This window comes from Senegalia massiliensis (assembly GCF_009911265.1).
GTDB lineage: Bacteria > Bacillota > Clostridia > Tissierellales > SIT17 > Anaeromonas > Anaeromonas massiliensis_A.
Genome location: NZ_QXXA01000003.1, coordinates 104279 through 124775 on the forward strand (window position 1 = coordinate 104279; position 20497 = coordinate 124775).

General features: G+C 27.1%; 26 protein-coding genes. All 26 read right to left on the reverse strand.

Going from position 1 to position 20497, the window contains the following annotated elements; all coding sequences use genetic code 11:
* Nucleotides 1–55: 55 nt before the first annotated feature.
* Nucleotides 56–589 carry a GNAT family N-acetyltransferase gene (locus D3Z33_RS01855; protein ID WP_160196092.1) on the reverse strand — a complete coding sequence of 178 codons (534 nt, stop codon included), beginning with the start codon at nucleotides 587–589 and terminating at the stop codon, nucleotides 56–58.
* Between the two features lie 79 nt (nucleotides 590–668).
* Nucleotides 669–875 carry a GNAT family N-acetyltransferase gene (locus D3Z33_RS01860; protein WP_160196151.1) on the reverse strand — a complete coding sequence of 69 codons (207 nt, stop codon included), beginning with the start codon at nucleotides 873–875 and terminating at the stop codon, nucleotides 669–671.
* The gene (locus D3Z33_RS01865; RefSeq protein WP_160196093.1) at nucleotides 818–1408 is read right to left on the reverse strand and encodes a hypothetical protein; all 591 of its coding nucleotides are present in this window, start codon (nucleotides 1406–1408) and stop codon (nucleotides 818–820) included. The genes D3Z33_RS01860 and D3Z33_RS01865 overlap by 58 nt, the downstream gene beginning before the upstream one ends.
* Before the next feature lie 24 nt (nucleotides 1409–1432).
* Nucleotides 1433–2377, reverse strand: coding sequence for a hypothetical protein (locus D3Z33_RS01870; protein WP_160196094.1), 945 nt, complete (start codon nucleotides 2375–2377; stop codon nucleotides 1433–1435).
* A 102-nt stretch (nucleotides 2378–2479) separates the two neighbouring features.
* Entirely contained in the window at nucleotides 2480–3205 is a 726-nt protein-coding gene (locus tag D3Z33_RS01875; protein WP_160196095.1) for an HAD family hydrolase, read from the reverse strand.
* Nucleotides 3206–3311: 106 nt separating this feature from the next.
* Nucleotides 3312–4184: an alpha/beta fold hydrolase gene (locus D3Z33_RS01880; protein WP_160196096.1), complete on the reverse strand. Its 873-nt coding sequence runs from the start codon at nucleotides 4182–4184 to the stop codon at nucleotides 3312–3314.
* 71 nt (nucleotides 4185–4255) lie between these two features.
* Complete coding sequence (locus D3Z33_RS01885; protein WP_160196097.1) at nucleotides 4256–4696, reverse strand: hypothetical protein; 441 nt, start codon at nucleotides 4694–4696, stop codon at nucleotides 4256–4258.
* 100 nt (nucleotides 4697–4796) lie between these two features.
* Nucleotides 4797–5675, reverse strand: a complete 879-nt coding sequence (locus D3Z33_RS01890; RefSeq protein WP_160196098.1) for an SPL family radical SAM protein — start codon at nucleotides 5673–5675, stop codon at nucleotides 4797–4799.
* 109 nt (nucleotides 5676–5784) lie between these two features.
* Entirely contained in the window at nucleotides 5785–6330 is a 546-nt protein-coding gene (locus tag D3Z33_RS01895; protein ID WP_160196099.1) for a GNAT family N-acetyltransferase, read from the reverse strand.
* Between the two features lie 64 nt (nucleotides 6331–6394).
* Nucleotides 6395–6715 carry a DUF3784 domain-containing protein gene (locus D3Z33_RS01900; protein WP_160196100.1) on the reverse strand — a complete coding sequence of 107 codons (321 nt, stop codon included), beginning with the start codon at nucleotides 6713–6715 and terminating at the stop codon, nucleotides 6395–6397.
* A gap of 35 nt (nucleotides 6716–6750) precedes the next feature.
* The gene (locus tag D3Z33_RS01905) at nucleotides 6751–7263 is read right to left on the reverse strand and encodes a GNAT family N-acetyltransferase (protein WP_160196101.1); all 513 of its coding nucleotides are present in this window, start codon (nucleotides 7261–7263) and stop codon (nucleotides 6751–6753) included.
* Nucleotides 7264–7303: 40 nt separating this feature from the next.
* Nucleotides 7304–7774, reverse strand: a complete 471-nt coding sequence (locus D3Z33_RS01910; RefSeq protein WP_160196102.1) for a GNAT family N-acetyltransferase — start codon at nucleotides 7772–7774, stop codon at nucleotides 7304–7306.
* Nucleotides 7775–7851: 77 nt separating this feature from the next.
* Complete coding sequence (locus D3Z33_RS01915; RefSeq protein WP_160196103.1) at nucleotides 7852–8337, reverse strand: GNAT family N-acetyltransferase; 486 nt, start codon at nucleotides 8335–8337, stop codon at nucleotides 7852–7854.
* A gap of 72 nt (nucleotides 8338–8409) precedes the next feature.
* On the reverse strand, nucleotides 8410–8811 hold the full coding sequence (locus D3Z33_RS01920; RefSeq protein ID WP_160196104.1) for a GFA family protein: 402 nt from the start codon (nucleotides 8809–8811) through the stop codon (nucleotides 8410–8412).
* Between the two features lie 70 nt (nucleotides 8812–8881).
* Entirely contained in the window at nucleotides 8882–9652 is a 771-nt protein-coding gene (locus D3Z33_RS01925) for an aminoglycoside adenylyltransferase domain-containing protein (RefSeq protein ID WP_160196105.1), read from the reverse strand.
* A gap of 154 nt (nucleotides 9653–9806) precedes the next feature.
* Entirely contained in the window at nucleotides 9807–10313 is a 507-nt protein-coding gene (locus D3Z33_RS01930; protein WP_160196106.1) for a 2'-5' RNA ligase family protein, read from the reverse strand.
* Nucleotides 10314–10428: 115 nt separating this feature from the next.
* Entirely contained in the window at nucleotides 10429–11124 is a 696-nt protein-coding gene (locus D3Z33_RS01935) for a 5'-methylthioadenosine/adenosylhomocysteine nucleosidase (protein WP_160196107.1), read from the reverse strand.
* Nucleotides 11125–11262: 138 nt separating this feature from the next.
* Nucleotides 11263–11694 carry a Fe-S cluster assembly sulfur transfer protein SufU gene (sufU, locus tag D3Z33_RS01940; RefSeq protein WP_160196108.1) on the reverse strand — a complete coding sequence of 144 codons (432 nt, stop codon included), beginning with the start codon at nucleotides 11692–11694 and terminating at the stop codon, nucleotides 11263–11265.
* On the reverse strand, nucleotides 11684–12922 hold the full coding sequence (locus tag D3Z33_RS01945) for a cysteine desulfurase (RefSeq protein ID WP_160196109.1): 1239 nt from the start codon (nucleotides 12920–12922) through the stop codon (nucleotides 11684–11686). The genes sufU and D3Z33_RS01945 overlap by 11 nt, the downstream gene beginning before the upstream one ends.
* Nucleotides 12909–13997: a Fe-S cluster assembly protein SufD gene (gene sufD / locus D3Z33_RS01950; RefSeq protein WP_160196110.1), complete on the reverse strand. Its 1089-nt coding sequence runs from the start codon at nucleotides 13995–13997 to the stop codon at nucleotides 12909–12911. The genes D3Z33_RS01945 and sufD overlap by 14 nt, the downstream gene beginning before the upstream one ends.
* Before the next feature lie 11 nt (nucleotides 13998–14008).
* A complete protein-coding gene (gene sufB, locus D3Z33_RS01955; RefSeq protein WP_130807923.1) occupies nucleotides 14009–15418 on the reverse strand; it encodes a Fe-S cluster assembly protein SufB in 1410 nt (469 codons plus the stop codon).
* Between the two features lie 12 nt (nucleotides 15419–15430).
* On the reverse strand, nucleotides 15431–16180 hold the full coding sequence (gene sufC, locus D3Z33_RS01960) for a Fe-S cluster assembly ATPase SufC (RefSeq protein WP_201750396.1): 750 nt from the start codon (nucleotides 16178–16180) through the stop codon (nucleotides 15431–15433).
* Nucleotides 16181–16307: 127 nt separating this feature from the next.
* Complete coding sequence (locus D3Z33_RS01965; RefSeq protein WP_160196112.1) at nucleotides 16308–17087, reverse strand: ABC transporter permease; 780 nt, start codon at nucleotides 17085–17087, stop codon at nucleotides 16308–16310.
* Complete coding sequence (locus tag D3Z33_RS01970) at nucleotides 17077–17718, reverse strand: ABC transporter ATP-binding protein (protein ID WP_201750397.1); 642 nt, start codon at nucleotides 17716–17718, stop codon at nucleotides 17077–17079. The genes D3Z33_RS01965 and D3Z33_RS01970 overlap by 11 nt, the downstream gene beginning before the upstream one ends.
* Nucleotides 17719–17728: 10 nt before the next feature.
* On the reverse strand, nucleotides 17729–19321 hold the full coding sequence (gene cls / locus D3Z33_RS01975) for a cardiolipin synthase (RefSeq protein WP_243153389.1): 1593 nt from the start codon (nucleotides 19319–19321) through the stop codon (nucleotides 17729–17731).
* Nucleotides 19322–19384: 63 nt separating this feature from the next.
* Complete coding sequence (locus D3Z33_RS01980) at nucleotides 19385–20476, reverse strand: amidase domain-containing protein (RefSeq protein ID WP_160196113.1); 1092 nt, start codon at nucleotides 20474–20476, stop codon at nucleotides 19385–19387.
* Nucleotides 20477–20497: the final 21 nt, after the last annotated feature.

A 20497-nucleotide genomic window follows, 5' to 3' on the forward strand; every position in this document is an offset into this window, starting at 1 on the left:
TGTTAATTATTTATGCTTTCAAATCTCAATTATATAGATAAAAACTTAATTACTTTTAGTCTTTATTATTATAAATGTGTACTTTACTATATAATAAGCCATCTACCCATTTATAATTTATTTTCATAACTTTCTTCTCACTACCTACCAATGTAAATCCATTTTTCAATAGCACTATTTGTGATCCAATATTTTCTGTAGATGTTCCTGCTTCAATCTTTGTCAAACCATATTTAGTAAATCCTTGTTCAGTAACTTGTTTTACTGCTTTTGATGCATAACCTTTTCCTTGATACTCTTTTCCTATGCGATAACCTAACTCTGCTTTTCGTACATGTTGTCCTTCTATTGAATGAAGATTTACTCTACCCACTATTTTCCCAGAATTATCACGAATAATATGCATATAACATTTACCACTTAACTGTTCTTCTATTAATTCTTTCATAATTTCTTCAAATTTTTCAATTTCAAAATACCCTTCTGGTCTTGGAGGAAGTACACTTTCAAAATACTCTCGATTTTCAAGCTCAAATTCATAAATATCTTCAATGTTCTTAATATCTATATTCTCAATTCTTATGCTCATATAAAAACCCTTTCTTATGAATTATTTATATTTATTAGAAATATTACTAAACTCCTGTTATAATACTCATATTCTTTTGTTAATTGTATAATGTTAATGAAACAATTACCTCTGTTGACTTAATTTCAAAACCTAAACTTTCTGCAAGTTTAATAGATGGTATGTTTTCAATATCTACTAAATAAATTGGCAAAATGTCTTTATCTAAGCACCAGTTTATGTACCCTTTTACAACTTGTTTCCCATACCCTTGATTTCTATATTTAGGGTATGTAAATACTGCAATATTCCCACCAAAAAATCTATATCAGATATTTTTGCTGAACTAACAATTTTATTTTCTATTAATACTACATACTTTCTACCTTCCTCAATTTCTTTTCTCCTCTTATTCCATATCATTATTTTCTCTTTTTCATTCATGTTTTTATTTGATTCAAATAATATGGACTTTGTAAGTGGAATAGCTTGTCCATTATCTAAATTCATAATATTTTCTTCTTTCAATGTTAATCTATAGATTTGCCTTACTTTAAAATCATTAAGCTTTGATTGAAAGAAATCATGGGAAATTTCTATTACTTGATTTAAACTCTCTATATTTTTTCCATTAATAAATTTAGTAAAACTATTATAAAACTCTGGAGCAATTGAAAAAACAACACTGTCTTCTAATACAGTAGCAATCATTTTATAAACATACTGAAAGTTCAAAGGTACATTTCTCTGAACTGAGGAAAAAACTCTTTTGCTACTTTTAAATTGTTTTTCATCTATTCCAAGATAATCATTATAGTACTTTTTAAAATCAACTTTCAATAAATTATCTCCTTTCACATTATATTAATAATGTCTTATTACTTCTCCTAATTCTATCCTATCAAACTTCAACAATATTAATAAGGCTTCCAGTGTTCTTATTCCTGTCCACTCTTTTTTAGCTTTTTCCCATTCATTAAGGTATCTATCCCATTCCCATGTTGGACTAATTTTTCCATCTTCATTTAATTTATCTATTAAATAATCTAATTCTTTATTTAAAAATTCACTATCTATTCCAAAATAGTTTTTTGAATCAAATTCTATAAATCGTAGTGGAGTGGGAACATAATTTTCCCATTCAGATTCATTAGTATTAATCAATTGCTTAATTGCTAGTTCTAATTTATCAACTAATTGGTTTGAAAAATCTTCATCTAAAGCATTATACAAACGAATATAACAATATATTTCATGTTCTGATTTAAACTCTGTATGACTATTCAATTTATCAATTGCATATTTTATTAAAGACTCAATATCTATATTTTTAAGATGTTTTTTATATTTATATAGATATCCTATTAATTCAGCTGTTGGATTCCCCCAATAATAATCAATAACTGTCATATTAATATCTTCTTTATACTCCCACCAATATGCATGTGGATACTCGTTTACTTTCTTCGAGACACTATACCACCTATTTCTTTTACTATCAAAAGTTTTTTCTAGGTATTCAACAGCTCTAAATATCATTTCTTCTGCCTCTTCACTATCATCGATAATACTTAAATATTTCAACCCAATAGATGTAGCCATAGGTGATGATTCTATTAGTTTAAAGTCTGGCTCTATACCATTCCCGAAGCCTCCATCATCATTTTGAAATTGTTTCAATGAGTTCAGTACATTATCTGCATCTCCATCATTAAAATAATAATTGAAAATATCTCTTTCTAGTGGTCTACTTTCTTTATTCATATATCTATTTAATCTGTTAAAAACATTTTCAGATAGTTTCTTCATATTTAAACCTCCCATTTTTGAACCAATTCACTTCTCCAATATAACTTATCTAATTTCATATAATGTCTATTTATTTCTAACATTTAACCTTATACAGTTAAATTATAATAAATCTACTAATTCTCTTAGTTTAGATATTTCATTGTCTGGTTTAATATCTGTATCATTTAACACAGAATTCTTGTTGAACCATATTCCAGTTAAACCTAATTTTTTTGTTGGTTTAATATCACTTTGAAGGTTATCTCCTACCATTATAGCTTCTTTTGCATCAACTGACATTCTAGCCAAACCAGTTTCAAAAATTTCTTTTTTAGGTTTGCTTGTCTTCAAATAATAACTAAATGTAAATACATCGATATACTTAGCTAGTCCAACTTTCTTAAAACAATTAATCATAACTTCATCATAAAGACTTGAATTTGAAATTACACCAATTCTATATCCTTTTTTCCTTATATTCTCTAGTGTTTGTTGAAGACCATCTTCAATCCAAACATTATTTCTATATTCTGTATAAAAAATGTCTAACGCTTTTATACAAGTATCTAAATCTAGTTTTATATTATATCTTTTTAAAAAAGCATTTAAATATTTTTCTACTGGATATTCTGTATAATCAACTCTTCTTGATAAAATACCATTTTGCCATGTATCAAAAAAATATTCTTTTACATCTTCAAATTCAATTTTACAATCAAAACCTTTAAGAAAATTTGTAAGATAATATACTCCCATGGCATCTTTTTCTTCATCTGTTTTCCCAAAATGAAAATGTAACAATGTATTACCCATGTCAAAGAAAACTACCTTTAAGCCTTTTATCATTTTGACCTCCAAAATAATATTTTTATAATTAATATATACTCGCCAAAAATCTTAGTTAATATAATTAGTTGCTCAGAACATAACTCTTATAATTCATGAAAATTCTTTATTTAAACCAATTTAATATTTCTTTAACTACTTCATTAGGCTTATCCCAATGAAGTAAATGACTTGCTCCATCAATCCTTTTCACCTTTGAACCTGTACTATTCTTAAATTTCTCAGCTAAAGTTTCCCTATATTTATTCATAGATTCTGGCAATGTGCTTTGCAATAAATAGATTGAGCTTGGTAGCTTGTCATAAATAGAATCAGGTGGGTAATAATACATTGACTTTATAGCTCCTGTTGCAGTAAAACTATTTGCATGCCATTTATATTTATCATCTTCTACTCTTACTAAATCTCTTGCAGCTTCTTCTAATAAACAAGACCATCTAATATAGTTATTCTTTTCTACTTCAATATGTTCTTGCAAAGTATCAAAACAGTATTCATCAAAGTCTTTAATATAATAATCAATTTCACTTTGTAATGAGTCTATCTCTCCTGATATTGAAGTTTGATAAGAATACCACTCAGTTTTCAAATAATATCCACCATCTAATAACATAGTATTAATCACTTTTGATGGATATTTGGATAGATAATGAAGAGCGATATTTGCTCCCCAAGAATGTGCTAATAAATAGAATCTACCTTTTGTTAAATGAGAAATAACTTTATCAACCCATTTAATCATATTAGGTGCTTCATAATCTTCTACTTTAAAAAATTCAGGTGTTTTCCCATGTCCTGGTAAATCTATTGAAAGAATATGGTATTGATTTTTTAACAAATGTGCTAGCTCGATAAAACTAAGACTTGTACTTCCTAATCCATGAATACATATAATTGTTGGATTTTCTGAACTTCCCCACTCATGAATTCTAGCCTTAACATCTTCTTTATCTATATAAATTTCTTTTATAATCTTCACCTCCATAGTTTTAATGCTTTTTAGTATTAATAAGATTTCAAATAACTCTTTATATTAGCTAAAGTATTTTATCAATCTCTTAGTAATGATTCAAACTCTGTAATATTAACAATTGTTTTATTATTAGATCCAGCAGAAATATAAACATCTTCTCCCTTATCGCTATACCAGATTTCCCAATGTATATATGCAACACCTTTTTTGCTTAAGGAAATTATTTCATCTGCCTTTCTTTCTGGCAAATTAACATCATTATCCCATACTAGATTAGATTGAAATTCTAGCCACGCTTTCGCTATATTGCTGTCTCTACTAGAACTTGATAACTCCCACCAATCCTCTGTATAGATATTTTCTACAGTTATACCATCTGCCCCTTTTGTTTTTTGTTCCTGCTCAACATATGTACGCAAATGGTAACTATTAGATTTACTCCAATTATTTAAAAAATATATAGACATTATTATTAATGCTACTAATATTATGATCAAAATATTTCTCTTATTTTTCATAATACTCCTTTCTTAATTAAGTAATATTAAAGCAATTGCATTTCTTGTTTATTAACATTTTACTTTTTAAATTGACTACTATACTCTAATATATCTTTAATTATTCTAAACCAGGTAATTTTAATTGCTCATACTGATTCTTTTCCTCAAATTTATAAAGATAATTGAAACATTCCTCGATACCATACAATATGCCATTGGATTCACATGCTCTTTTCACCATATTCATTAATCTATCATTATTAGGACTTGGTATCTGATATGCATATCTATATTTTTCTATATATCTACTCTTCATTCCCGGAAAATATTCATCAAGTTTTTTATAAAAATATTCTCTATTTCCTTCTCTTAAGGTTAACCCCATTCCAAAACAAATAATGCCATGTACCTTAGCTTCTATACAATAATCTAAGATTCCCCTTATATTTTCCTCTGTATCATTGATAAATGGTAAAATAGGACTTAGCCAAACTATAGTAGGAATTCCATTATCACGCATTATTTTTAGCACCTCAAACCGTTCTCTTGTAGTGCTTACATTCGGTTCTATAACTTTACATAAATCCTCATCATAAGTGGTTAATGTCATCTGAACTACACATTTTGTCTTTTCATTGATTTTTTTAAGTAAATCCAAATCCCTTAGAATTTTTGCAGACTTTGTTTGTATGGCCAATCCAAATCCATAGGAATAAATGAGTTCAATACACTTTCTGGTGTTCTCTAGGTTTTCTTCTAAATGGATATATGGATCCGTCATTGCTCCAGTGCCTATCATACACTTTTTTCTTTTTCTTCCAAGTGCATCCTCTAGAAGTTTTGGTGCATTAATCTTTACTTCTATATCTTCAAAATCATGATTCATCTGATAGCAGTTACTTCTTGAATCGCAATAGATGCAACCATGAGTACACCCACGATATATATTCATTCCATTTTTAGCTGATAATATCCCTTTTACCTTTGTTTCATGCATAATATTCTCCTTATTTTTAAATACTTTTTGCTCTACATATTCTTTGTATCTTTTGTTTGTTCTTTTGAACAGTTAATGGTGTTTTAAAAATTATTTGTTACGTGATTACCTATATAATTTTTCCCATAACTATCGTATTTAAATATTGGTTATTCCCAATATAATGGTCATCTATTTTCCTTCCCTCTACTTTGAATCCATACTTTTTATATAATTCTATACCTCTAATGTTTTCTTCTACAACATCTAATTCTAATCTTCTTAATCCAATTGATTGAGACCAGTTTAACATTTCTTCCATAAAATACTTAGCTATTCCTGTACCCCAATACTTTTTCTCTACTCCTATGACAAAACTTCCAATATGCTTAATTCTTTTTAAATTTCTTGATGATATTGCAAGAAATCCTACTATTTGATTGTCTACTAGTGCAACTAGTAATAGTCCTTTATCACTTTGTAATAAATTTTCTATCTTTTTTTCTTGATCTTTAACTTCTGTATTAATTTCATCAGGTTCTCTCATCATAAATTTAGTTTCACTTGCTAATTTTTTTAATAGTTCTACCATTTGGTCAGCATCAGAAGTTACAGCATTTCTGATTTCTATCTTATTGCCATTTATTATATAATTCTTTGAATCAATAATTGCCACTCATAATCTCCCCCTTTTACAACTATATTCTTAATCCTAGAATAATAAATATAAAGTTAATTCATTACTTTATCCAAAATAATCCACCGTTATATTTTTGTTGAGATTTAAACATAATAACAAATCCTATTACAAAGGAGATTACAAAAATTAACCAACCATAACCACTATCTGTCATAAAATTAATTATCCCTGTAACTATCATTCCTATTCCAATAAAAATGTATGATTTACCTATCTTTTCAGTATAAACTTTTTTGTTATTTTCAGAAATTTTTGTATGATGATATTTATGAATTAGATTATTTTTTTCTTTTTTCCATATATACAATCCTAAAAATAATAATAGTAACCCTAAAACTAACATTAATATAAGACCAAACACTCAAATCACTTCCACTCAATAATTTTAAACTAAATCTATTTATCAATACTATGATATATATTTTTATCAAAATAGTATAATTTCCCTGAATTATTTCCACATTTGTTATCTTCTTTAAAATTAAGTCTTTTAATTAAACGAATTGACCTTGTATTTTCTGGGTGAATCTCAGCAAATACTCTTTCAATTTGTGTTTCTTCAAATGAATTTTTTATTAATTCTGTTGCTATTTCTGTACAATACCCATAACCCCAATACTTTGGAATAAAATTATAGCCTAATTCTGCTTCATTGTCATTAGAATCTTTTTTAAGACAAATGAAACCAATGCTTTCCTCTTTTGCTTTTAATATAACTTTATGGACATTAAATATATAATCGTTTCTATACTTCTTTATCCATTTATTTATCAGACTATTACAACTTTCCATTGATACTGAATTAGTTCCTAAATATTTATTAACTTTTCTATTATTGTTTAATTTATATAAGAATTCATTATCATCATACTTAAAAGGTTTTAAAAATAATCTTTTTGAACTTATCACTAAACTATCCCCCTTGTATTCTAAGATTTTACTATATTATTTACTTACCAATATATTTTGCTAAAAATAAGCATGGATTCTCTAAATTCCAAATTAAAGGAAATACTTCTAATGGATAAAATCCATTTTTAAAATAAAACCTCCTTGTTCGTTCATAAGGTTCATATTGTATTGATGAGTCTAGTGTTTTTACTGTAATAAATTTATATCCACTTTCTTTACAATAATTTTCAGCAGGAATTAGTAGATTATGACCTATACCTTGTCCATGATATTCTTCTAATACTCCTAAATTATATATGCTAACTGTATACTCATTATGTACTTTTAAAGCAATAAATCCAATAACTTTACTTTTATCAAAAACTCCAAAGAATAACATATCTCTATGTTCAATAGACTTTTTTTTTATATCTTCTGGTGGACTAAACCATTTTGGCAATGCATTCATAATTTTAAGTGTAATACTGGTTATTAAACCTTTATCAACTATTTTTTTAATCTTAATCAAATTCATTTCACTCCTTATAATTAAAATGCTTTTTTATTTAAAATAATAGCCCAAAACTTTATTAGCATTAAATATATTTATATATATTCTAAAATAGTTGTTCTTGGAAAAAATCCATATCTAGCATAAAATTTAAAAGATTCCTCATTTCCTGATGCAACTCCAATTTTTATTCTTATTACACCATTATTTCTAATCCAGTCTAATGAATTTTTCATAAGAGTATCTCCTATTTTTAATCCTCTATAGTTATCTTCTATATAAATTGAATCAATTTCTCCAATACTTTCTTTTGATATAGATGCTATTACATATCCTATATATTTACCTTGTATCATATCTTTTGCCAAAGTTATAAATACTTGTTTATCTTTATTTTTCTCTATGACTTCTCTTCTATCCTTGAAATTAAAGTTTTCAAACCTTTTTTTAAAGTCAATAGAATTTTGCATATGGTGATTATTAAGCTTTTTCCATAAAGGTTCAACAAAATCTAACAATTCTTTTCCACTTTCTATATAATCTATAGTTTTCTTATTGAAACTATTTTCTTCTACATTCATCACTTTAACACCTCACTTCTATCATCACTCAACTTTCAAAAGACATCAATAAACTTTATAATCATATTTTATTTATTTTGGTAGTTTATCAAATTTAGTTACTTTATCTAAGTCATTATCCCAGTTAGCTTTGCTTTCTAAGTAAATATGACCTTGAGGTTTAATAGGTACTTTGGTATCAAGAGACCCTGCTGGAACAACTAATAATTTTCCATCCATCTGAATATTTGGAAGTGCAGATCCACAATTAGAGCAAAAACTTTTTATGTGTCCACTAGATTTATAGTTAAAAATTTTTGCTTTATTTTCACCAGATAACCACTTTAACTTAGCTGTGGAAGAAAATAGATTTGCAGCATGTGCTGATCCAGTATCTTTACGGCAATACTCACAATGACAAAGAAAGAAATTTTCAAAATCTCCTTCTACTTCAAATTTAATTTCACCACAAAGACATGATCCTGTATGTTTCATAATTATTGCTCCTTCTTTAATTTTTTTGATTTATTCATCCATAATTAGGTAATTAAATTCTAATACTTAGTTATAAATTCTCAGCCTTTTTTCTAAGATTTATATCAATTTGATTTAAAATATAATCCGAAAAATCAACATATAAATGTTTCCTATATCTCATTTTATATAATTTATCTCTATAAACATTCAATGCATCTTCTATAAGACATCTGTATTTCTGTGGTAATATATTCTTTGCCCAAATTCCCCCTTCAAGCTTTGAGGAAATGATACCTTCTTTTACGAAATATAAAACTCTACATAAATTAAGAATAATATAAATAGGATTATCTAGTATTTGATCCTTTGCATTTTTGACATCATCAAGTATTGAATTTATATAAGCTTCCTTTGGTACATTATTAAATACATCATCTATATCTCTACCATAAAGACAAATCCCTCGATGTTTTATAACAGTCATATGTGCTGCCAGATCTTGATCTACGTCTCCCCCACAAATATAATCTTCATTAGCAAGATATTTATCTCGGTGCAAATCAGAGTAGTGTAGTTCAAAAGGTGTAGGATAGACAAATTCTTTTGCATATTGTTCTAATATAATGCTCATTTCTATGCCTTTATCAGGTAAATTATATATATATACTATTGATGATATAAGTTCTTTTTTTATTTTGTCATTAATAGGTTGTCTAACTACTACAAGAAAATCAATATCACTTGAATCAGTATAACAACCCATTGCTAATGAACCATGTAAGTATACTCCAACAAGATTATTCTCTAATATTCTCTTAAATTTATTAATTATTATATCTAATATTTTAAATGGACCCAAATATACACCCCTCCTTTAGATAATTAATTAAATTATTACTTGTATTGTGATATGCCTCTTTCAAAGGCTACTTTATCATTATTTTCTATTCCAAATAATGCTTCTTGCAAATCAAATGTACTAGCATAGAATTTTGCTCTTTTTATATATTTATCTATAGTCTAATGACGAACTCAATATTTGAATTTTCATTTTCATCAATTTTCTCAACATATATTTTTTCAACTACTGTTTCAAAAACATTCACTATATTTTCTGTTTCAATAAATGCTGACTTAAAATTACTTATATCATCTAGTTTTCCAACGGTAAGATGAGGAAAATACGTAAGTTTCTTATATAAGAATTTGTTTAAAATTCCTGTATATAATTTATCATGTATTTCAATTATTTTATCATTCCCCTGTTTAATATTTAAAAATAAATAATAATCTGATGTTCCTGTTATACCTCTTAACCTAATCTTAAATTTATTTATGTCTTTCAATATTTCTATCATATGTTTTTTAAGTTCTTCTGTACTTATATCACTTTCAAATGGAAAAACTAGAGTAATATGAGGTTTAATGCAAGTATATAGTGGGTCATATTTACTTCTAATTTCTTCTATAATTTCAATATCATTTAATTTAGGAAAAATAATTATAGATCTTTTTTTCATATTTTCACTTCCTTATGCTTTAATCATTTGAATTATATATAACATTTTAAATCTTCCTTATGTTTTAATATTTAGATATATCAATATTATGATTTAAAATAAAAACAAGTTTTTACTAAAATGTGTAACTTAGTTGTTCTAAAAGTGCTTTTAATATTTTAATAGAGTTCAAAGAAACATCTACACAATTTTCTTCAAATGCTTCGATTCCACATTCTTCTTCTGTATCAGTTATAGATCTAATTGCTAAAAATGGTATTTCATTTACATAACAGACATGGGCAATACTAGCAGTCTCCATATCCACACATAAAGGATTATATTTTAAAATAATTTCTTCACGTCCATTTTGAATTATAAAGGATTCACCTGTAACAATTTTTCCAAAACTCACTGTTTGTTCAAATTTATTTTGTTTCAAGGCTTTTTTGCAGTAATGAATTAATATAGCTTCACTTTTGAAATAAATACTTTCCATCCAAGGATGATATTCTGTTAGTATACCATCATCAACATCATGATAAGCTATTTCAGTGGCTATGACAGTATCACCAATTTTTAATGTCTTATCTATACCTCCAGCTACACCTACAACAATAATATGCGAAACAGAAAACTTATCAATTAATATTTGTGTTGCAATGGCTGCATTAACCTTACACACTCCACAATATAAAGCAACAACATTGATATTTTTATAAACTCCATTATAAAACTTCAACATTGCAGTTGATACAATTTTAACATCTGAAATAGATTTGACAAAAGGCATAATTTCATTTTCAGTTGGTCCTATTATTCCAATCTTCATATTACTTCCCCCTTATATTTATCATTCAATTTCAAATTTTCAATAATTTTATTACCTTCTTTAATTCTACATTTCTTTCCAAAACCCTCTTTTTCCACATAAAAAAAGATTGAATTCCAAATGGAATTCAATCTTTTACTAAACATCTTCTTTTATTGATTCACCTAGAGCATGCCATGCTAATACTGCACATTTTACTCTTGCTGGCATATTTGAAATATTTTGAAGTATAAATGCATCTTTTAATTTTTCAAATTCTCTTTCATCTGTTATTTCTTTTTTAATCATACCTATAAATAATTCTACTAAATCATAAGCTTCTTTTTTTGTCTTTCCTTTTATTAAGTCTATCATCATTGATGTGGAAGCCTTACTTATTGCACATCCATGACCAATAAAAGCTGCATCTTTTATAATATCTCCATCAAATTTAAATTGTAAAGTTAAATCATCTCCACATGATGGGTTATGTCCTCTTTCACTATGGTCTGGATTTTCTAATTGTTTTTCATTATGTCCACTTGTATTGTGTTCCATTATGAGTTCTGTATATATTGAATTAAGATCCATATCCTAACCACTTCCTTACATTTTTTAAACCTTCTATAAATATATCTACTTCCTCTAATGTGTTATAAATATAAAAACTTGCTCTACATGTTGAATTTATTTTTAAATATTTCATTAAAGGTTGAGCACAATGATGTCCTGCCCTAATTGCTATTCCATAGCTATCTAGTATTGTAGCAACATCATGTGGATGAACATCATCTATATTAAATGATATAACACTACTTCTTTTATCTATATCTTCTGTACCATATATAGTTATATAAGGTATCTCTTTCATCTTCTTTAGAGCATATTCAGTTAATTTCATTTCATGTTTCTTTATATTTTCTAATCCTACATCTTCTAAATACTCTATTGCTCTCTTTAACCCAACGGCTGCTTCTACATTTTGAGTTCCTGCTTCAAATTTATGTGGGAGTTCTGCAAATGTTGAAGATTGTTCTTCTACATATTCAATCATATCTCCACCAGATAGAAATGGACTCATTTTTTCTAAAAGTTCTCGTCTTCCATATAATACTCCTATTCCCATAGGCCCTAGCATCTTATGTCCTGAAAAAACATAGAAATCTGGATTTAATTTTTTTATATCTACCTGTGTATGAGGTGCAGCTTGTGCTCCATCTATTATAGTTATTGCTCCTTTTTCATGAGCATAATCTATTATTTCTTTTATAGGATTTATAGTTCCAAGTACATTTGATATATGTGCTACTGTCACTATTTTTGTGTTTTCTGTAACTTTACTTTTAAAGTCTTTCATATCAATAGTATAATCATCATTCAAATATATATATTTTAATTTAGCATTGTTTTTTCTTGCTACCATTTGCCAAGGAAGTATATTGCTATGATGCTCTGAAATTAAAACTAATATTTCATCACCTCTTGATACATTTTCAAGTGCATATGAAAATGCTACTAAATTTAAAGCTTCTGTTGTATTCTTAGTAAATATTATACTTTCAACATAGGGAGCATTTATGAAGTCCTTTACTTTTTTTCGTGCACTATCATACATCTCTGTTGCTCTTATACTTAGAGCATATGCTCCCCTGTGTATATTTGCATTTGATGATTTATTGTACTTTTCTATAGAGTCTAGTACACTAATTGGTTTTTGAGTAGTTGCTGCACTATCTAAATATACAAAAGTATTATCATTTACATCCTGATTTAATATAGGGAAATCTTTTCTGATTTTTTCTATATTAAAACTTTTCATTTGTAATTCTCCAATCAATATCTTTCTCTATTCTTTCCCTTAAATCTTCATAAGGAATTAAATCTATTATTGGTCTAAATGATGCTTCTATTATCATTTTTTTAGCATCTTTTTCACTTAAACCTCGACTCATAAGATAAAATAATTTAAGTTCATTAATTTGACCAGCAGATGCAGCATGTTCTCCTTCTACATCATCTTCTCCACATATAAGAGCTGGTATTGCATCTGATTTTACACCTTTATCTAAAAGGATAACATATTCCCCTTCTTCTCCTTTAGATCTAGTTGAACCTTTTTTGAAATCTAAATTTCCTCTAAAGACTTTTTTTGCTTTGTCTTTTAATGCTCCTTTGGTTTCTATATTACTTAAGCATCTTCTTCCAAAGTGATTCATTGTATATTCTAAATCTAATCCCATTTCATCATCACCAAAGTATATACTCTTAAGATTTGCTGATGAATTATCTTCTAATAAATTTGTTATAAAACTAGTTGATGTTATTGCACTTCCTAGTTCTACAGATATAAAATTCACTTCTGCATCTCTACCAACAACTGCAATATTTGAATCAAAATTATGAGATGTTTTACTCATAGTTTGAACTTTTATTACTGTTACATTTGAATTGTCTTCTGCATATATTTTTGTAACTCCATTATGAAATGATTTTTCTGTTGAAGTATAATCCATAACTACTGTAACTTCACTATTCTGATGTGCTAATATTAAATTATGGTCTAATACTAATGATTCTTCATTGTTCATATTAAAATCTAATCTTACAGGTTCTTGTATTTTCTGACCTCTTTCTAAATCAATTATTACTCCTGTATTAGAGAATTTTTCTGTTAATTTCACTAATTCTTTATCTACTCCAAATTCACTATCAACTTTTAAATACTTTGTATAATTATTTATTTCTTCTTTTGTATTTATATGCTGTATATTTAAATCTTCTATTTTAGGAATATTTAACGATTTATACTCTCTGTGTTCTGGTATTTCTACATCTTTTAGCCTTATTCTTTTCCACTTAGGTAAGTCAACCTCTTTATATTCTTTTAAGTTCATATTTTCACCCCTTAGCCTATTGTTCCTTCGAGCTCTAATTTGATAAGATTATTAAGCTCTACTGCATATTCAAGTGGTAATTCTTTGGCTATAGGTTCTACAAATCCCCTTACTATCATAGCCTTTGCTTCTTCTTCATCTATTCCTCTACTCATTAGATAAAATATTGCTTCATCACTAATTCTACCTATTTTTGCTTCATGTCCTATGTCTATATCATCATTTTTTAATTCAATTATTGGTATTGTATCTGAATTAGATTCATTATCAAGCATAAGTGATTCACATGATACTGTTGATTTACTTCCATGAGCATTTGGAGCTACTCTTAAAAGTCCTCTATAGAATGCATATCCACCATCTTTTGATATAGATTTTGAATTTATATTTGATGTTGTATGAGGTGCTGCATGAACTACTTTAGATCCAGTATCTAGATATTGTCCACTTGCTGCAAATGTAATTCCTGTAAATTCTGCTTTAGCCCCTTCTCCTCTTAATATACTCATAGGATAAAGCATAGATACTTTAGACCCAAATGAACCTGATATCCACTCTATTGTTCCATTTTTATCTACAGCTGCTCTTTTAGTATTTAGATTATACATATTTCTAGACCAGTTTTCTATTGTAGAATATCTTAATTTTGCATCTTCCTTTACAAATAACTCAACACATCCTGCATGAAGGTTATTTACTGAATACTTAGGTGCTGAACAACCTTCTATAAAATGTACCTCTGCACCTTTTTCTACAACTATAAGTGTGTGCTCAAATTGTCCTGCTCCTGGAGCATTAAGTCTAAAGTATGATTGAAGTGGGATATCTACCTTTACTCCTTCTGGTACATATACAAATGAACCACCTGACCATACTGCTCCATGAAGTGCTGCAAATTTATGATCATTTGGAGGTACTAATTTCATAAAATACTCTTTTACTATGTCTTCATAATCTTTTATAGCTGTATCCATATCTGTATATACTACACCTTGATCCACTAACTCTTTTTTTATATTGTGATAAACCACTTCAGAATCATATTGAGCCCCTACTCCTGCAAGTGACTTTTTTTCCGCTTCAGGAATACCAAGTGAATCAAATGTCTTTTTAATATCTTCTGGAACATCTTCCCAACTAGTACTCATATCTGCATCTGGACGTATATAATTAACTATATTTTCTATGTCAAGTCCTGATAAATCTGCTCCCCAAGTTGGTACTGGCTTAGACTTAAATATATCTAATGATTTAAGTCTAAAATCTAGCATCCATTTTGGCTCATCTTTTTCCCTTGATATTTCCTTTACTATTTCAGGAGTTAATCCTTTTTCAGTTTTATATTTATATTTAAACTCATTTTTTATATCATATATGCCCCGATCTATATCTGCTATATATGTTTTCTCTCTTTTTTCCATTGTTTTCACCTCTTATGAAAGATCTTTTTTAAATTCTTCATAACCTTTTTGTTCAATTTTATCTGCTAATTCTGCTCCTCCAGTTTTAACTATTTTCCCATCTACTAACACATGTACATAATCAGGCTCTAAATAGTCTAAAATCTTATTGTAATGTGTTATTACCAATATTGCATTTTCATCATTAGAATAGGCTTTTACGCCTTTAGAAACAATTCTAATTGCATCAATATCAAGTCCTGAATCTGTTTCATCTAGTATTGCTAATTTAGGCTCTAAAATTGTCATTTGTAATATTTCATTTTTCTTTTTTTCTCCACCTGAAAATCCTTGATTTAAATATCTCCCTGCATAAGTTTCATCCATTTCAAGTAATTCCATTTTTTCTTTTAGAACTTTCCTAAATGCAAAAATTCCTTGCTTTTCATCAGTAATCGCTGATTTTGAAGTTCTAAGGAAATTTTCTACTGTAACTCCTGGTATTTCTTCTGGATATTGAAATGATAAAAATAGACCTTCTTTTGCTCTTTTGTCTACTGATAAATCATTTATATTTTTATCATTAAATATTATCTCTCCATCTGTTATTTCATGTTTTGGGTGTCCCATTAGTACATTTGCAAGAGTAGATTTTCCTGCCCCATTAGGTCCCATAATTACATGTATTTCACCTTTATTTATTTTTAAATTTAAACCTTTTAATATTTCTGCATCTTCTACTTTAGAATGCAAATTTTTTATATCCATTATTTTTTCCTTCAAATCTTCCATCTCCTTATCCGTTAATCAATTCCTAGTAATTCACTGCGAATTAAACTCTAATTATATCCTACTATATTACTTGGTATTAGTCAATAAAAAAGTGGGAACATTAACTGTCCCCATGGCTTTATTTTAATTGTTCTCTATGATTAAAAAAAGTTTTATAACCTAACTGTAAAAATATTATTACAGTTAAGGATACACTTCCTATTATTCCAAGCATAATAGCTATTTGATACTTTATTGATGTAATAGGAGATATACCTGATAATATTTGTCCTGTCATCATTCCCGGTAAAAATATAATTCCCATACCCATCATAGAATTTATAGTAGGCATAATGGCAGAATCAAATGCATTATTTACAATTTTTTTAGATGCTTTTTTTGAATTAGCTCCAAGCATAAGAGCAGTTTCAACTTCATCATATCTTGAATTAAACCCATCTATAAGTCTTTCTACTCCTAAAGAAATACCTGTCATGGAATTTCCTATAAGCATACCTGCAAGCGGTATAAAATATTGAGGCTTGTACCATGGTTCTATTCCAACTACTATAAATAAGAAAAAAAGTATAGATGTAATTGTACCTATGGTCATTGAAATTGCTATTATCTTTTTTAAACTATTTGATATGTCGTTTTTTACTCTTTTAAATATATTAAATACAGCAAAAGTCTCCATTATAAGTATTATTATAATTGTGACTAAAGGAGATGGGTTTTCAAATATATATACTAAAATATATCCTATAAGTCCAAGCTGTAAAGTCATTCTCAAACTTGCAATTAATATTTCTCTTTCTCTATTTATATTTTTTATTTTTACTATAAATAGTAATATAAGTACAAATACATAAGCACTGGCAAGTTGTAAAAGAGTTATATCTACTATTTTATCTGTCATCTATAACACTTCCCTTATTTATTCTAATTATATCTTTACCATATTCTTCTGCTATTTTAACTGAATGAGTAACCATAATAACTGTTTTATTATTGTTTTTTGCAAAATCAACTATGCTTTTTATTACAAATCTTTCTGTTTCATCATCAAGTGATGAAGAAGGTTCATCTAATAAATATACTTCTCCATCAGATAAAAGAACTCTTGCAAGTGACAGCCTTTGTTTTTCACCACCAGATAAATTTTTAGCATTAGTATCTAATGATTTATTTAAATTTGATATTTCAAGATATTTATTTAATATATCATCACTTACTCTTTCTTTTTCTTTGAATTCTAATGCTAAATTCAAGTTTTCTCTTATAGTTCCATCAAAAACTACAGGATTTTGAGATAACATTATTACTTCTCTTCTTAGGTTTACAGGATTTATATCTAATATGTCATTATCATTATAATAAACTGTTCCTCCATCTGGGCTTTTTAAATTGTTTAAAAGTCTAAGTAAAGTAGTCTTACCACTACCACTTTGTCCTAATATGCATGTTACTATATTTTCTTTTATTCTTAAATTATCAATGTCTAGTATATCTTTATATTTCACTTTTTCTAATTTGAAAATGTGCTTCATTATATCACTCCTAAAGTATTGGGGATAGTATTCTTCCTATTGCTTCTTTGAATTTTTGTAAAGCTCCTCTTTGTTCATATTCTTCATAATTTATTCTATCACAATTTTTAAAATCCTTTACAAAATCTTTTTCAAGTCTATTTGCTATGTCCTTATCATATACAAATGCATTTACTTCAAAATTTATATGAAAACTTCTATTGTCCAAATTAGCTGTTCCTACAGATGCTACCATATCATCTACAAGTAATGTCTTTGCATGGACAAAACCTTTTTGATACCTATATATTTTCACTCCTGCTTTCAATAATTCTGATACATATGATCTAGAACCCCAAAATGCCACAACATGATCTGCTATATCAGGTATTATTATTCTTACATCTATTCCACTTAATGCAGCAGTTCTAAGAGCTACATTCATGCTTTCATTTGGTATAAGATAAGGGGTTGTAATCCATACTCTATCATTTGCATATGTTATAAGTGAAAAATATGATTGCATAATTGATTCCCACTCAGTATCTGGTCCACTTGAAGATATTTGTATTAATTGTTCGCCGTAGTATTTTAATTTAGGAAAATATTTTAGATCTTCCAAATTCTCTTTTGTACAAAAATACCAATCATTTAGAAATATATTTTGAAGAGCATATACTGCCTCCCCTTCAATTTTTATATGAGTATCTCTCCAAAAACCAAATTTCTTACTTTTGCCTAAATACTCATCTCCTATGTTTATACCTCCAGTAAAAGCTATATTACCATCTATTATTACTATTTTTCTATGATTCCTATAATTTATATCACGACTTAACCCAGGTAAAAACACTGGAAGATAACTCTCAACTTTTACTCCTGCATCTTTCAAACTTTTTATATATTTTTTTCCTAATCTCCAACTTCCTGCACTATCATATATAAGTCTTACTTCTACTCCTTCTTCTGCCTTTTTTATTAATAAATTTTTAATTTCATTTCCTATTTTATCATTCTTAATTATAAAGTATTCTATATGTATATGTTTTTTGGCATTAGATAGATCTTTTTTTAATTCCTTAAATTTTTGCTTTCCATTAGTCAATATCTTACTTTTATTATTTATTGTTACTGGAGATTTTGAGTTGTTTAATATAAGGCTTATAAGTTTTTTCTTTAAAGAATGTTTTTCTTCTGAAAATATTTTTGATTCTTTTACTGCATTTAATTGAATTTCTGCTATATCTTCTAATGATTTAGTCCTTATATTTTCTTCTTTTTGAAATATTTTTTTCTTTCTTATATTTTGACCTAAAAATAGATATAAAACAAAACCTACTACAGGAAATATAAATAAAACTAAAAGCCACGTAATAGTTGTTTGAGGGTCTTCATTCTCAATAAAAATTATTACTCCTATTGATATAGTGTAAAATGTAAATAAAAAAGATAGTATGCTTCTGAATTGAAACATAAATTCTCGAATCATATCTACTATTCCACTTTGAGCTGAGTTTTTGTCAAAAAACGATAATATATTTAAATCTAATAAAAAATTAGGTACTACATATATTACAAATAATATTATAGCTATTATTAAAAAGTATTTTTTAATTTTATTCATTTTACCAACTACTTTCTCATATGTATTCTTAATATAATTATACCATTATATATTCATATTAACCTATATATTCAATTTTATTAGCCAAAACTTAACACCAGAACTTGTAAAACCTAAGTCCCATGGTGCTCTAAATCTATCTGTATTGTGTGAATGTACCAATCTATAACCTTTTGAATCAACTCCACTTACTACACATATATGAACTACTTTTCCTTTCTTTTCATATGCTACAATATCTCCTTTAGATAATTGATATGAAGCATCTAATACTTGACTATAATCTCCATACTTTATAGCTTTACCACGTCCACTATAAATTATATAATCTTTAAAAGCTTGTGCATTTACCCATGATTTTGTACCATCTTTTTCATAATTCCATGAATATGTCTTTTTAAACTCTCCCCCTTCAAACAATGCTTGAGATGCAAAATTAGCACAATCTCCACCTATTGAATTATAATCTCTATATTTATTATTATATTTATAATTGTTTTCTCCATTATCTGCAGCACCTAAATACTTATCCATATATTTTACTATTTCTTCTCTTCTATCATTAGTTTCTAAGTTTTTATTTCCTTTTGTTATAATACTTTTTATATTTTCTATATCTTCTTTTTTTACTCCAAGATTATCTCCAAATGGATCATCATACCAATCTTTTGTAATAATCCATTTATTACCTCTTTTCTCTATATCCATAGCATGATAAGTTCCTATTCTAAAAGTGTTTATATTTTTTATATCATCTTTGTAAACATACTTATATTCTGTAGATAATGTAATATTCAAACTTGATTTTTCATCATATTCTTTTACCCAATTTATTATAGGAGAGGCTTCTATAGATATTATTTTTATACCTTGTTTCTTTGACCAACTATGTAAATAATTCATCTTATTTATTTCATGTTCATATGCCCAAACTCCATATTTTTTATCTAAATCATAAAGTTTTTCTATGGCTCCTTCTTTTTGTTTTAGTATAGCATTATTTCTTGTATCTATATTATTTTTTATTATAGTATTATAATCAGATTCACTTAATACATCTATAGTTTTATTTGAGTAGACTGATATAATGCTTATACATAATGCTATTATAATTAAAGATATTATTAATATTTTCTTTTTTATTACTATAATCATATAGATTCCCCTTTCATAATA

Excerpts from the sequence above, each read along its gene's own strand:
- D3Z33_RS01970 (WP_201750397.1), bottom strand. The coding sequence starts at position 17,718 with ATGAAGCACATTTTCAAATTAGAAAAAGTGAAATATAAAGATATACTA.
- cls (WP_243153389.1), bottom strand. The coding sequence starts at position 19,321 with ATGAATAAAATTAAAAAATACTTTTTAATAATAGCTATAATATTATTT.
- D3Z33_RS01915 (WP_160196103.1), bottom strand. The coding sequence starts at position 8,337 with ATGAATGTAGAAGAAAATAGTTTCAATAAGAAAACTATAGATTATATA.
- D3Z33_RS01885 (WP_160196097.1), bottom strand. The coding sequence starts at position 4,696 with ATGAAAAATAAGAGAAATATTTTGATCATAATATTAGTAGCATTAATA.
- D3Z33_RS01855 (WP_160196092.1), bottom strand. The coding sequence starts at position 589 with ATGAGCATAAGAATTGAGAATATAGATATTAAGAACATTGAAGATATT.
- D3Z33_RS01920 (WP_160196104.1), bottom strand. The coding sequence starts at position 8,811 with ATGAAACATACAGGATCATGTCTTTGTGGTGAAATTAAATTTGAAGTA.
- D3Z33_RS01890 (WP_160196098.1), bottom strand. The coding sequence starts at position 5,675 with ATGCATGAAACAAAGGTAAAAGGGATATTATCAGCTAAAAATGGAATG.
- D3Z33_RS01870 (WP_160196094.1), bottom strand. The coding sequence starts at position 2,377 with ATGAAGAAACTATCTGAAAATGTTTTTAACAGATTAAATAGATATATG.
- sufB (WP_130807923.1), bottom strand. The coding sequence starts at position 15,418 with ATGGAAAAAAGAGAGAAAACATATATAGCAGATATAGATCGGGGCATA.
- sufD (WP_160196110.1), bottom strand. The coding sequence starts at position 13,997 with ATGAACTTAAAAGAATATAAAGAGGTTGACTTACCTAAGTGGAAAAGA.
- D3Z33_RS01875 (WP_160196095.1), bottom strand. The coding sequence starts at position 3,205 with ATGATAAAAGGCTTAAAGGTAGTTTTCTTTGACATGGGTAATACATTG.
- sufU (WP_160196108.1), bottom strand. The coding sequence starts at position 11,694 with ATGGATCTTAATTCAATATATACAGAACTCATAATGGAACACAATACA.
- D3Z33_RS01945 (WP_160196109.1), bottom strand. The coding sequence starts at position 12,922 with ATGAAAAGTTTTAATATAGAAAAAATCAGAAAAGATTTCCCTATATTA.
- D3Z33_RS01965 (WP_160196112.1), bottom strand. The coding sequence starts at position 17,087 with ATGACAGATAAAATAGTAGATATAACTCTTTTACAACTTGCCAGTGCT.
- D3Z33_RS01935 (WP_160196107.1), bottom strand. The coding sequence starts at position 11,124 with ATGAAGATTGGAATAATAGGACCAACTGAAAATGAAATTATGCCTTTT.
- D3Z33_RS01930 (WP_160196106.1), bottom strand. The coding sequence starts at position 10,313 with ATGAAAAAAAGATCTATAATTATTTTTCCTAAATTAAATGATATTGAA.
- D3Z33_RS01980 (WP_160196113.1), bottom strand. The coding sequence starts at position 20,476 with ATGATTATAGTAATAAAAAAGAAAATATTAATAATATCTTTAATTATA.